The sequence below is a fragment of the Leucobacter sp. GX0328 genome, from assembly GCF_053567315.1.
Genome location: NZ_JBSGPC010000001.1, coordinates 278920 through 291378, shown reverse-complemented (window position 1 = coordinate 291378; position 12459 = coordinate 278920). Strand labels below are relative to the sequence as shown.

The 12459-nt window shown below is 73.0% G+C and carries 9 protein-coding genes; 7 read left to right on the top strand and 2 right to left on the bottom strand.

Annotated elements, in window-relative coordinates; all coding sequences use genetic code 11:
* The first annotated feature begins 18 nt into the window (after positions 1-18).
* Entirely contained in the window at positions 19-2313 is a 2295-nt protein-coding gene (locus tag ACUYTF_RS01260; RefSeq protein ID WP_434141321.1) for a bifunctional alpha,alpha-trehalose-phosphate synthase (UDP-forming)/trehalose-phosphatase, read from the top strand.
* Positions 2314-2380: 67 nt separating this feature from the next.
* Positions 2381-2944, top strand: coding sequence for a TetR family transcriptional regulator (locus tag ACUYTF_RS01255; protein ID WP_434141323.1), 564 nt, complete (start codon positions 2381-2383; stop codon positions 2942-2944).
* Between the two features lie 12 nt (positions 2945-2956).
* Here the strand turns inward: ACUYTF_RS01255 and ACUYTF_RS01250 are convergent, their stop codons facing one another.
* Entirely contained in the window at positions 2957-5023 is a 2067-nt protein-coding gene (locus tag ACUYTF_RS01250) for an oxidoreductase (protein ID WP_434141324.1), read from the bottom strand.
* Positions 5024-5146: 123 nt separating this feature from the next.
* On the opposite strand from ACUYTF_RS01250, the gene ACUYTF_RS01245 reads away from it, so the two are divergent.
* Genes ACUYTF_RS01245 through ACUYTF_RS01225 form a run of 5 tightly spaced genes read left to right on the top strand, consistent with a single transcriptional unit; the run spans position 5147 to position 11127 of the window.
* Positions 5147-6124, top strand: coding sequence for an NUDIX hydrolase (locus ACUYTF_RS01245; RefSeq protein WP_449279222.1), 978 nt, complete (start codon positions 5147-5149; stop codon positions 6122-6124).
* Entirely contained in the window at positions 6121-7437 is a 1317-nt protein-coding gene (gene nadA, locus ACUYTF_RS01240) for a quinolinate synthase NadA (protein WP_434141326.1), read from the top strand. The genes ACUYTF_RS01245 and nadA overlap by 4 nt, the downstream gene beginning before the upstream one ends.
* Positions 7434-9104 carry an L-aspartate oxidase gene (locus tag ACUYTF_RS01235; protein WP_449279221.1) on the top strand — a complete coding sequence of 557 codons (1671 nt, stop codon included), beginning with the start codon at positions 7434-7436 and terminating at the stop codon, positions 9102-9104. Before nadA ends, ACUYTF_RS01235 begins: the two co-directional genes overlap by 4 nt.
* A complete protein-coding gene (gene nadC / locus ACUYTF_RS01230) occupies positions 9098-9976 on the top strand; it encodes a carboxylating nicotinate-nucleotide diphosphorylase (protein WP_434141330.1) in 879 nt (292 codons plus the stop codon). The genes ACUYTF_RS01235 and nadC overlap by 7 nt, the downstream gene beginning before the upstream one ends.
* Positions 9973-11127 carry an aminotransferase class V-fold PLP-dependent enzyme gene (locus ACUYTF_RS01225; protein ID WP_434141332.1) on the top strand — a complete coding sequence of 385 codons (1155 nt, stop codon included), beginning with the start codon at positions 9973-9975 and terminating at the stop codon, positions 11125-11127. The genes nadC and ACUYTF_RS01225 overlap by 4 nt, the downstream gene beginning before the upstream one ends.
* 42 nt (positions 11128-11169) lie before the next feature.
* Here the strand turns inward: ACUYTF_RS01225 and ACUYTF_RS01220 are convergent, their stop codons facing one another.
* Positions 11170-12420, bottom strand: a complete 1251-nt coding sequence (locus ACUYTF_RS01220) for a hypothetical protein (protein WP_434141334.1) — start codon at positions 12418-12420, stop codon at positions 11170-11172.
* Positions 12421-12459: the final 39 nt, after the last annotated feature.

The window sequence follows — 12459 nt, the reverse complement described above, 5'->3', positions numbered from 1 at the left end:
GGAGGCGAGGAGGCGTTCATGAAACCGCGCAAGCGCACACTCAGCGAGGTCGTAGGCCGTCGTGAGCTGGTCATGGTGTCGAACCGATTGCCCGTCGATCGGGTCACCGGCCCGGACGGGGAGGTGACCTGGCGCACCTCGCCGGGCGGGCTCGTCACCGCAGTCGAGCCGATCGTGCGCGAGCTGGGCTGCGTGTGGGTCGGCTGGGCTGGCGTCGCCGATGAGGAGGTCGCGCCCTTCGCGATCGAGACGATGCGTCTCGAACCCGTGCGGTTGAGCGAGCACGAGATCGAGGAGTACTACGAAGGCTTCTCGAACGGCACCCTCTGGCCGCTCTACCACGACGTCATCGCGCCGCCGGAGTTCCACCGCGAATGGTGGGACGCCTATCAAGCGGTCAACCAGCGCTTCGCCGAGCGCGTCGCGAGCAGCGCCGGTCGGGGAGCCATCGTCTGGGTGCACGACTACCAGCTGCAGCTCGTACCGCAGATGCTGCGCGAACTGCGCCCCGACCTCACCATCGCCTTCTTCCTGCACATTCCCTTCCCGCCGGGCAGCCTGTTCGCGCAGCTGCCGTGGCGCAAGCAGATCATGCGGGGCGTTCTCGGCGCCGATGTCGTCGGGTTCCAGCGCGCACAGGACGCGGTGAGCTTCCGGTTCGCCGCCGAGCGCTATCTCGGCACGCCGGTGCTCGGCAACACGTTGGGCGTGCAGGAGGTCGACGGCAGCATGCGCCGCGTGCTCGCGCAGGAGTTCCCGATCTCGATCGACGCCCGGAGCTTCGAAGCCCTCGCCCAGCGTCCCGACGTGCAGCAGCGCGCACGGGAGATCCGCGCCGAACTCGGCGACCCCGAGACCGTTATGCTCGGCGTCGACCGGCTCGACTACACGAAGGGCATCAGGCACCGCTTGAAGGCGCTCGACGAGATGCTCTCGTTCGGCGATATTCCCGCGAAGGAGACGGTGCTCGTGCAGGTCGCGAGCCCGAGCCGCGAGCGCGTCGGCGCCTATCAGCAGCTGCGCGACGACGTCGAGGTGACGGTCGGCCGCATCAACGGCACGCACGGTTCGATCGGCAGCACTCCCGTCGTGTATCTGCACCAGGGCTACGGTCGCGAGGAGATGGCGGCGCTGTACCAGGCGGCCGACGTGCTGCTGGTGACGCCGCTGCGCGACGGCATGAATCTCGTTGCGAAGGAGTACGTCGCGGTGCGCGGCGATGAGCGCGGGGTGCTGGTGCTCAGCGAGTTCGCGGGTGCGGCCGACGAGCTGCGCGAGGCGCTGCGCGTGAACCCCCACGACATCGAGGGCCTGAAGTCGGCGATCCTGCGCGCCGTGCATATGCCGGAGGGCGAGCAGAGTCGTCGCATGCGCGCCCTGCGCGAGGTGGTGTTCCACAACGACGTCGCGCACTGGGCCGACGAGTTCCTGGGCGCGGTGGGCGCTGCCGCCTCGCTCCACGACGTCGCCACGGGCGGCGACGCGATCACCGGGGAGCTCGCCGTGCACCACGCGGCGTTCGTGCCGCGCGGAGTCGCCGAGCGCATCCGGCGCCTCGCCGCGCAGCCGACCCTCACCGTCGCCACCGACTTCGACGGCACGGTCGCGCCGATCGTGTCGCGCCCGCAGGATGCGCGCATCCTGCCGCGGGCGCAGCAGGCCCTCGACGTGCTGAGCCGCGCGCCGGGCGTGCACGTGGTGGTGCTCTCGGGCCGATCCCTGACGGGGCTCGCGGAGACCGGCCTCGACACCTCGGCCTGGACGGTCTCGGGGTCGCACGGCGCCGAACTGTTGATGCCCGGAGCCGCGCGCACCGAGGCGGCGCCCGAACTGTCGGTCGAGGACGCCGAACGCATCGAGGCGCTCGACCGGTTGCTGAAACGGGTGCTCGGCGGCGAGCCCGGTCTGCGCTTCGAGCGCAAGCCGTTCGGCGTGGCGGTGCACACGCGCCAGGTGCGCGACGAGACGCGGGCCGAGGAGCTACTCGAGGCAGCCGTCGGGCTCGCGGCCTCGGCCGGGTTCGCGCATCGCGTCGGCAAGCGCGTGCGCGAGTTCTCGGTGCGCGAGAGCGACAAGGGCACGGCGCTCGCCGCGATCCGCTCCGGGCTGCCGGCGGCGCCCGCGCTCTTCCTCGGCGACGACGTGACCGACGAGGACGTGTTCGCCCGCCTCGGCCGGGATGATCTCGGCATCAAGGTGGGGGCGGGCAGGACGCAGGCCCGCGAACGGGTCGACGATCCCGAGGCGGCCGCGGCCGTGCTCGCGCTGCTCGCGGAGCTGCGCACGGGCACCGTCATCGGATCATCGGAGTAGCACCGGCTGCCGTTCGGCCGGCCCGGCCGAACGGGAGCCGGTCGCTCCGGGCGCTAAGGTGAGACGCATGGCAGCCAATACGCGTGGACGACCCCATGCCTCGTCGCGCGAAGTGCTCGCCGATGCGGCCTGCGAGCTGTTCCTGGAGCAGGGCTACGACGCGACCTCGATCACCGAGATCGCTCGCCGCGCCGGGGTGAGTCGGTCGAGCTTCTTCAACTACTTCGAGTCGAAGCCCGGCATCCTGTGGTTCGTGTTCGACGAGCACGTCGACCGGCTCGAGACGGCGCTCGGCGACGGCGGCATTCCGCTCGCGGCGGCCCTCGCCGGGTTCGGCGACGGTGCGCCGCCCGAGACGCTGGCGCTCGCGATCGTCGACGCCCGCAACATGGGCGTCGAAGAGGAGCTCGCGAGCGGTCGGGCCGTGCGGCAGCTGCGCGTCGCCGGGGCGATCGCCGAGCGCATGGTGCGCGCGGGCGAGGCGCCGATCAGCGCCGAGGTGCTCGCGGCGGGCTACGCAGCGGCGCTCGTCGGAGCGGTGTGGCGCTGGGCCATGCAGGGCGCCGGGCGCCACTCGATGCAGCAGCTCGTCGGCGAGGCGCTCGATGTCGCCGCAGCGCTGCGCGGCTGACCCGGCGGCGTTTCAGAGACGGGCGGCCAGTCGCATGCCCTGATCGATGGCGCGCTTCGCGTCGAGTTCGGCGGCCACGTCGGCCCCGCCGATGAGGTGGCTCGCGATGCCCCGCTCGGCGAGCGCGTCGTGCAGGGACCTCTCGGGCTCCTGCCCCGCGCAGACGACGATCGTGTCGACCTCGACCAGCTGTTCGGTGCGGGCCGGGTCAGCGGCGCCGTCTGCCGTGCCCGCACTGCCGGGAACGCTGATGCGCAGGCCGGCATCGTCGATGCCGAGGTACTCGGCGCCCGCGACCTGGTGCACGCCGCGCCGCACGGCCTCGAGCCGGTGGATCCAGCCGGTCGTCTTGCCGAGGCCCGCACCGAGCTTGCCCGGCTTCCGCTGCAGCATCGTCACCTCCCGGGGCGATCTCGCGGGAGCCGGGGCGGTGATGCCGCCCGGCTGCAGGTGCTCCGGGTCGACGCCCCAGCGGGCGAGGAAGCCGGCGATGTCCGCGGGATCCTCCGGCCCGGTCGCGGTCAGATACTCGGCGACATCGAAGCCGATGCCGCCGGCTCCGATGATCGCGACGCGCTCGCCCGCCTCGACGCGGCCGCGCAGCACATCGGCGTAGCCGACCACGCTCGTGTGCTCGAGACCGGGGATCGCGGGCCGGCGCGGATTCACTCCGGTCGCGACGACGATCTCGTCGAAGCCGGCCTCGGCGAGGTGCGCCGCGTCGACCCGCTGCCCGAGCCATACCTCGACGCCGGTCTCGCGCAGGCGCACGCCGAAGTAGCGCACGGTCTCGTCGAACTCGCTCTTGCCGGGCACTCGTCGCGCAAGGTTCAGCAGGCCGCCGATCTCCTCGGCCGCGTCGAAGAGCGTGACGGCGTGCCCGCGCGATGCCGCCGTCGTGGCGCACGAGAGGCCCGCCGGGCCCGCGCCGATGACGGCGATGCGCTTCGGGGCGGTCGTCTGCTCGATCACGATCTCGGTCTCGTGGGCGGCCCGCGGGTTCACGAGGCAGGAGGTGATCTTGCCGACGAAGGTGTGGTCGAGGCAGGCCTGGTTGCAGCCGATGCAGCTGTTGATGCGCTCGGGGGCGCCCGCCCGCGCCTTCGCCACGAACTCGGGGTCGGCGAGGAAGGGGCGGGCGAGCGCGACGAGATCGGCGCTGCCGTCGGCGATGAGCCGCTCGGCGACATCGGGGGTGTTGATGCGGTTCGCCGCGATGATCGGGATGCCGACGTGCTCGCGCACGCGGCGCGTCACCCATCCGAAGGCGCCGCGGGGCACCGATGCCGCGATGGTCGGAATGCGGGCCTCGTGCCAGCCGATACCGGTGCCGAGCAGCGTGGCTCCGGCCCGCTCGATGAGGCCCGCGAGCGCGAGCACCTCGTCGAGCGGGGCGCCATCGTCGACGAGGTCGAGCATGGAGAGGCGGTACACGATGATGAAGTCGGGTCCGACGGCCGCGCGCACGCGTCGCACGATCTCGAGGGGGAGGCGGCTGCGGTTCTCGAACGAGCCGCCCCAGCGGTCGTCGCGAAGGTTGGTGCGGGGCGCCGTGAACTGGTTGAGCAGGTACCCCTCGGATCCCATGATCTCGACGCCGTCGTACCCGGCGGTGCGGGCGAGCAGCGCGGTGCGCACGTAGTCGTCGATGGTGCGTTCGATGCCGGCTTCGTCGAGCTCGCGCGGCGTCAGGGGGGAGATCGGGGCCTGCAGGGGGCTCGGGGCGACGAGGTCGGGGTGTGCGGCGTAGCGGCCGGCGTGGAGGATCTGCATGGCGATGCGCCCGCCCTCGCGGTGCACGGCGTCGGTGATGAGCCGGTGCGGCGCGATCTCTCCCTCGTGTTGGAGCGTCGCGGCGCCCGGAGTGAGGCGACCGGCCTCGTTCGGCGAGATGCCGCCCGTGATGATGAGCGCTGCGCCGCCGCGCGCGCGTTCGGCGTAGAAGGCGGCCATGCGTTCGAAGCCGCCCGGCACCTCCTCGAGCCCGAGGTGCATGGAGCCCATGATCACCCGGTTCGGCAGCACGGTGAAGCCGAGATCGAGCGGGGCGAAGAGGTGGGGTGCGGTCTGCGCTGACATGGTTCCCTGTCGGTCGGAATCGATGCTTCGAATCTACGGCCGCGGCCGGAGCCGGTCGAACCGTTGGTGGGATTCGCACAATCCAGCGTTTGACGGCACCGGCGCAGGGGCGTATTCTCACTTATGGTCAATATGACTATAAGTGCGGGGGTGGAGATGCAGTACGAGAGCGCGAGCGTGAGCGAACGGCGCACGATGCCGCCCGCGGTCGCCGTGTCGACCGTTGCGTTCGCCCTGCGCCCCCCGCTCGGCGCCGTGCTGGGCTCCACCGCCGGGGCGGAAGGGGTCGGCTCGGGTCGCGCCCCGACCCTCTGGATTCCGCTCGTGCGACGCACCCGAGCACCTTTCCAAGGCCTTTGGGCGCTGCCCGGCGGTCCCACCCGCTGGAACGAGACGCTCGCCGACACCGCGCTGCGCAGCCTGCACGCGGCGGTGCTGCGGCCGCCCGGCTACCTCGAGCAGCTCTACTCGTTCGGCGGGGTCGAACGATCCGCCGAGGCGCAGCGCCTCGTGACGATCGCCTACTGGGCCCTGTACGGAGAACACGATCTCGCGGCCTCGCCGAGCCTCGCGGCTCCGTCGCCCGCGGACGACGACGGGGCGCCATCGGCGGCCGCGCGCTGGGACGACGCCGCGCCCGCGGCGGGTCTCGAGCCCGACCCGGCGGACGCCGACGAAGCCGGGGACACGGAGCCGGCCGACCCGAACGTCGCCTGGTTCTCGGCCGACGACCTGCCGGCCCTCGCCTTCGACCATGCCGAGATCGTGGCGTACGCGCTCGAGCGTCTGCGGTCGAAGACCGAGTACTCGGCCATCGCGCACCGCTTCCTCGGGCCCGTGTTCACGCTGGGCCAGCTGCGCGCCGTGCACGAAGCCGTGCGCGGTGAGCCCGCCGACCCCGCCAACTTCCGGCGGCAGGAGCTCGCCCGCGGCACGCTCGTCGACACCGGCGAGTTCGAGACGGGCACTCCGCATCGCCCCGCGCGCCTCTACCGCTTCCGAGACCCGCACGAGCCCGGCCCGCGGCGACCCGCGTCCGGGCCCACCCCGCCGCAGCGCACGGCACCGAACTCCGAACTCCCGAAGAAGGGCACATCATGACCAGCGTGCAAGAACTCCTGCGCACCGCGAGCCGCATCGAGACGGCCGCCACGCCCGCGCCTTCGCGCCGCCCCATCGCCCTCCGTGCGACCGGCCTCTCGAGCTGCGATTCCGGCCTCACCGCCGACCCGTGGGCGATCGATCGCGCCCTGGGGTACGGCCCGGGCGCCTCCACCGGCGACCGGATTCCGGGCGATGCCCCGCGGCAGGGCCCGCTCCCCGCGCGCTACACCGAGGCGAGCGACGACGAGCTCCACGACCGGATCATGGCGGCGAAAGCGGAGCTGGGAGAGCGCGTGCGCATCCTCGGCCACTTCTACCAGCGGGACGAGATCGTCCGGTACGCCGACTTCGTCGGCGACTCGTTCATGCTTGCCCAGGCCGCCAAGGCGAGCCCCGAGACCGAGGCCTTCGTCTTCTGCGGCGTGCACTTCATGGCCGAGACCGCCGACATCCTATCGGCACCCGAGCAGGCCGTGATCCTGCCGAACCTCGCCGCCGGCTGCTCCATGGCAGACATGGCCACCATCGAACAGGTCGAGGACTGCTGGCGCGAGCTCGCCTCGGTGCTCGGCGAGGGCCCGACGGCGGACGGCCTGCAGCCCGTCATCCCGGTCACGTACATGAACTCGTCTGCCGCGATCAAGGCCTTCTGCGGCCGGAACGGCGGCATCGTCTGCACCTCGTCGAACGCGCGCACCGTGCTCGAATGGGCCTTCGCCCGCGGGCAGCGCGTCGTCTTCTTCCCCGACCAGCACCTCGGCCGCAACACCGCGAGGGCGATGGGCGTGACCGAGGCCGAGATGCCCCTGTGGCGCCCGCACCTGCCGCTCGGCGGCAACTCGACCGAGCAGATCGAGAACGCCCGCGTCATCCTCTGGAATGGTTTCTGCTCGGTGCACAAGCGCTTCTCGGTCGCACAGATCGAGCAGGCCCGCGCGGACTACCCGGGGGTGCGGGTCATCGTGCACCCCGAGTGCCCGGCCCCGGTCGTCGACGCGGCCGACGGCGCAGGGTCCACTGAATACATCCGGGGGGCCGTCGAGGCCGCGGCTCCCGGCGACGTGCTCGCCATCGGCACCGAGATCAATCTCGTGAACCGATTGCAGCAGCAGCGCCCCGACCTCACGATCTTCTGCCTCGACCCCGTCGTGTGCCCCTGTTCGACGATGTACCGCATCCATCCGGCGTACCTCGCCTGGACGCTCGAGTCGCTGGTGCAGGGATCGACGCCCAACCGCATCACGGTCGCGGATTCGGTCGCCGGCGACTCGCGGGTCGCCCTCGAACGCATGCTCGCGGCACGGCCGTGATCGTCGTCATCGGGGCGGGCGTCGCCGGGCTCTCGTGCGCGCTTGCCGCCGCCGCGACGGCGGCCGGCGCCGAGTGCGGCGTCGAACTCATCGGTCTCGAACCCGGGATGGCCGAGGCCGGCGACGACAGCCGTGCGGCGGGCTGCAACACCGTGCTCGCGCAGGGCGGCATCGCCGCGGCGATCGGCCCGGGCGACTCGCCGGAGGCGCACCTCGCCGATACGATCGCCGCCGGCGCCGGTCTCGTCGACCCGCAGGCCGCCGACGTCCTGGTGCGCGACGGCGCCGCGGCGTTGCGGCGGATGCTCGCCGGTGGCTTCGCAGCGGATCGCGACGCCGACGGCCGAGTGCGCCTCGGGCTCGAAGCCGCCCACTCGGCCTCCCGCATCGTGCACGGCGGCGGGGACCGTTCGGGCGCGGTGCTGCACGCATGCCTGAGCGCGCGGGCGCGCGACGCGGAGCGCGCGGGCCGGCTCGTCATCCGCGGGAAGATGACGGCGGTGTCGCTGATCGAGGACGCGGGCGCAGTGACCGGAGTCGTGCTGCGCGATGCGCACGGCGGGCTCGCCGTGCGCTCTGCCGATGCGGTGGTGCTCGCCACGGGCGGCTACGCCGGACTGTTCCCGCGCACCTCGAACCATGCGGAGGCCCGGGGCGAGGGCATCGTGCTGGCCGCTCGAGCGGGCGCGCTCGTCGCCGATCTCGAGTTCGTGCAGTTCCACCCGACCGTGCTCGCGGGCACCGGCGAACTGGTGTCGGAGGCCGTGCGCGGAGCCGGAGCGGTGCTCCGCGACGGCAGCGGGCGACGGTTCATGCAGGGCGCCGACCCGCGCGCCGAACTCGCGCCCCGCGACGTGGTCTCCCGCGCCGTGCACCGCACCCTGCGCGAACGAGGCGAGGTCTCGGTGTGGCTCGACGCCCGCGGCATCGAAGCCGCCGAGGGGCCCGGGGCGCTCGCGAAGCGGTTCCCCGGCATCAGCGCCATGCTCGCGCGCCACGGCTACGACTGGGCGCGCGAGGAGATTCCGGTCGCCCCCGCGGCCCATTACTCGATGGGCGGGGTCGCGAGCGATCTCGACGGGCGGTCGACGGTGCCCGGGCTGCTCGTCGCCGGCGAAGTCTCTTCGACCGGCGTGCACGGGGCCAATCGCCTGGCCTCGAACTCGCTGCTCGAAGGCCTCGTGTTCGGTGGCCGCGCCGGTCGTGCCGCCGCCGCATGGGTGCGCGACGGCCGTGCGCGCTGGGAGCCGCGCGGCCCCGGCATCCGGGCCCTCGCCGCCGACGCGACGCCGGTGCGGCTCGCATCGTCGACCGAACCCGTCGCGCACGGCCGGGAAGCGCTCGAACGCGCCGCGGTCGCCGCCGCGCTCGAGACCGGGCTCGGCATCGAACGCGATGCGCACGGGCTGGGCGCCGCGCAGGAGGCGCTGCGCCCCCGCACCGGCCCCGCCGCCGAACTCGCCGCGATGCTCGTGCTCGCGGCCGCGGAGCGCACGGAATCGCGCGGTGCGCATCAGCGCGCCGACCACCCCGGCAGCGACCCCGTCCAGGCGCGGCGACGGGCGTTCCGCTTCTCGCGCCCCGACGCATCGGGTGCTGCGAGTACCGCCGACACCGCGGCCTCTGCCGCGGCACGATCCGTTCAAGGGAGCCTGACCCCGTGCTGACCCCGCACCACATCGAATCCGCCGTCCGCCGCGCACTCGAAGAGGATGCCCCGTGGGGCGACCTCACCGTCGAGCTCACCATTCCGCAGGAGGCGCAGCTCACGGCCCGCATCGTCGCGCGCGAGCCCGGGGTCTTCGCGGGCGGCCCCGTCATCGAGGCCGCATTCGGGCTGACCGACGCGCGCATCGTCGTCGCCGACCTCGTGCCCGAGGGCACGCGCTTCTCGTCGGGAGACGTGCTCGCGCGCATCTCGGGCCCGGCGCGCGGCGTGCTCACCGCTGAGCGCATCGCGCTGAACTTCGCCCAGCGCATGAGCGGCATCGCCACGCTCACCTCCCGCTTCGTCGATGCGGTCACGCATACCCGCGCCCGTATCGCCGACACCCGCAAGACGACGCCCGGTCTGCGCGCCTTCGAGAAGCACGCCGTGCAGGCCGGCGGCGGTTCGAGCCACCGCTTCAGCCTCTCGGACGCCGTGATGGTGAAGGACAATCACCTCGTCGCCCTCGGCGCCGCCGACGCCGAGACCACGACCGCCGCCCTGCGCCACCTGCGCGAGCGCGCCGGGCACACGACCTCGATCATCGTGGAGGTCGACCGCCTCGACCAGATCGCCCCGGTGCTCGAGGCGGGCGCGACCGGCATCCTGCTCGACAACCTCGACCCCGCGGCGCTCGCCGAGGGCGTGCGGCTCATCGACGGGCGCGCGATCGCCGAAGCCAGCGGCGGCGTCACCCTCGACACGGTCGCCGCGATCGCCGAATCCGGCGTCGATATCGTCTCGGTCGGCCTGCTCACCCACGGCGCCCGCGCCCTCGATCTCGGCCTCGACGCCGACCCGGTGGCAGGGCCCGTGACAGGCGCACGATGAACCGCTACCTCGACGCCGCCGCGACGGCTCCGCTGCGCCCCGAAGCGCTCGCCGCCATGGTCGCGGTGCTCGAAGCCGGGCCGGCGAACCCGTCGAGCGTGCACGCGCCCGGTCACCGCGCGCGGGTCGTCGTCGACGAAGCACGGGACACCGTCGCCGCGGCGCTCGGGGCACGGGCCAACGAGGTGGTGTTCACCTCGGGCGGCACCGAGGCCAACAATCTCGCGATCATCGGGGCGGCGCTCGCGCGGCCGCGCGGGCGGCACATCGTCACGACCCCGATCGAGCACCCCTCGGTGCTCGAGAGCTGCGACTACCTCGCCCGCATGTTCGGCTTCGAGATCGAACTGCTGCCGGTCGATGCCGACGGCGTCGTGCATCCGGCGGCCGTCGAGGCGGCCGTGCGCGCCGACACCACGCTCGTATCGGTCGGGCTCGCGAATGCCGAGATCGGCACGGTGCAGCCGATCGTCGAGATCGCCGCAGCCGCCCGTGCGCACGGCGCGCTCGTGCACACCGACGCCGTACAAGCGGCGGCCGCGCTGCCGGTCTCGTTCTCGGACGACGCCGGGTCGGGCTGGCCGGGCGGCGCCGTCGACGCGATGACCGTCGCGTCCCACAAGTTCGGCGGGCCGCAGGGCGCCGGGGCGCTCCTCGTGCGCAGCAGCATCGCGCTCGAACCGCTGCTGCACGGGGGCGGTCAGGAGCGCGGCCTGCGCTCGGGCACCCACAACGTGCCGGCGCTCGCCGGGTTCGCGGCCGCCGTGCGCGCGGGCCGCGCAGCGATCGGCACGCACGCGCTTGCACTACTGCGCAGCCGTGACGCGCTCATCGCCCGCGTGGTCGCCGAATTGCCCGGCGCCCGACTGACCGGGCACCCGGAGGAGCGGCTGCCCGGTCACGCCTCGTTCGTCGTGGCCGGGCGCAGCGGCGAGTCGATGCTCGTCGCTCTCGATGCGGCGGGGTTCGCGGTCTCGTCGGGGTCGGCATGCGCGGCGGGGGAGGACGAGCCTTCGCCCGCGCTGCTCGCGCTCGGCATGGACCCCGTGCTCGCGCAGACCGCCATCAGGTTCACGCTCGACGATGCGATCGACGTCGCCGACGTCGATCGCATCGTCGCGGTGCTGCAGCGGGAGGTCATCGGCCGCTGATGCATGTGTGACGTCCCCTCCACTGAGGTACCGGCGCCGCACCTACGCGGCACGCCCGGCCGACTGCCGCTGCCGAGAGCGGAGCATGCGCGCGGTGAGCGGCACCTCGACGACGCGTTCGACCATGCGCACGATGGCGTCGTCGTCGTCATCATCGGCGGTGATCGCGAGCGCTTCGGCGATGTGACGGCTCGCGACCGTCTGGTTGCCCCGCAACCACCACAGCAGCGCGCTGAGCGCGAACTGGCCCGGACGCAGTTCGGTCGGGGTGTCGGCAATCGACCGAGCCAGGGCATCGACGAGCGGAGGCAGCCGCTCGTGGTCTTCGAAGCCCGGGCAGATGCCCGTCAGGATGCGTCTGATCGACCAGCCGGCGACGGGCGGCCGGCGAGACCCGTCGTCGACATCGATGGGGATGCCGGCGAAGCCCTCGGGCGCTTCTCCGCACTGCGCGAGCTCGATCGGGAACTCGGGCCGCGTGAGCAGGCCGATCACGAGTACGAGCCAACGGTCTGAGTGCGCTGCGGTGCGCGCGAGACGGGCGGTGCTCGTGGGGTCGAGTCCGGAGGAGGGGGTTGCGCTCACGGCCCGCAGCGCCTCGGCCACGGCCGCCGTCTCGTGCATCCAGTCGAGCCCATCGCGGGGGAGGGACCGGCTGCTGCGAGCGGCCTCGCCGAACGAGCGCCCCGGTACCGGCCGGGGGATCGTGTACGGCGGCAGCTGCGACAGTGCCTGCGAAACGGCCTCTGATCGGGCGGGGTCGGGGGCGGGGATGCGACCGAGGGTCGAGAGATCGTGCACCTCGGCGTCGCTCCGATGCAGGCGGGCGACGGTGCTCCGCTCGATCTCGGAGAGCGGCCGCCCGCCCGCGGGCGCGTGCGGGTCGAGGAAGCCGACCCAGCGGTCGGCGGCCAGGCAGCACAGCTCGCGCAGCGGGAGGCCGTCGCGACGCAGACGACGCTCGAGGCGTCGGGCCAGCCGCTGCCAGGGGGCCGGGCCGCGCGGAGGGAACGGCAGATCGGTCGTGATCACGATCGCGGGCGAGATCGTCTCGATCTCGTGCAGTTCGCGCAGGGTACCTGCGATGAAGTCGAGCAGCGGCGCGGTGGTCGCGGGGCTGTCGTCCTCGGGCAGATCGAGCCGCACCGTGCGGCCGGCGAAACGGCCGGCGAAGAGGACGATGAAGATGCTGTTCGTGGCGGTGAAACCGACGAGCAGGGGGAGGGCGGCGAGGAAATCGGCGGTCGTGCGGCACCGGATGACCTCTGGCGTGGAGTCGGAGTATGCGGTCATACCTCGATCATCGGCACGATTCGCGGGCGTTCCGAGTTC

Coding starts and splice junctions, on each gene's coding strand:
- ACUYTF_RS01260 (WP_434141321.1), top strand. CDS start 19: ATGAAACCGCGCAAGCGCACACTCAGCGAGGTCGTAGGCCGTCGTGAG.
- ACUYTF_RS01255 (WP_434141323.1), top strand. CDS start 2,381: ATGGCAGCCAATACGCGTGGACGACCCCATGCCTCGTCGCGCGAAGTG.
- ACUYTF_RS01250 (WP_434141324.1), bottom strand. CDS start 5,023: ATGTCAGCGCAGACCGCACCCCACCTCTTCGCCCCGCTCGATCTCGGC.
- ACUYTF_RS01245 (WP_449279222.1), top strand. CDS start 5,147: ATGGTCAATATGACTATAAGTGCGGGGGTGGAGATGCAGTACGAGAGC.
- nadA (WP_434141326.1), top strand. CDS start 6,121: ATGACCAGCGTGCAAGAACTCCTGCGCACCGCGAGCCGCATCGAGACG.
- ACUYTF_RS01225 (WP_434141332.1), top strand. CDS start 9,973: ATGAACCGCTACCTCGACGCCGCCGCGACGGCTCCGCTGCGCCCCGAA.
- ACUYTF_RS01220 (WP_434141334.1), bottom strand. CDS start 12,420: ATGACCGCATACTCCGACTCCACGCCAGAGGTCATCCGGTGCCGCACG.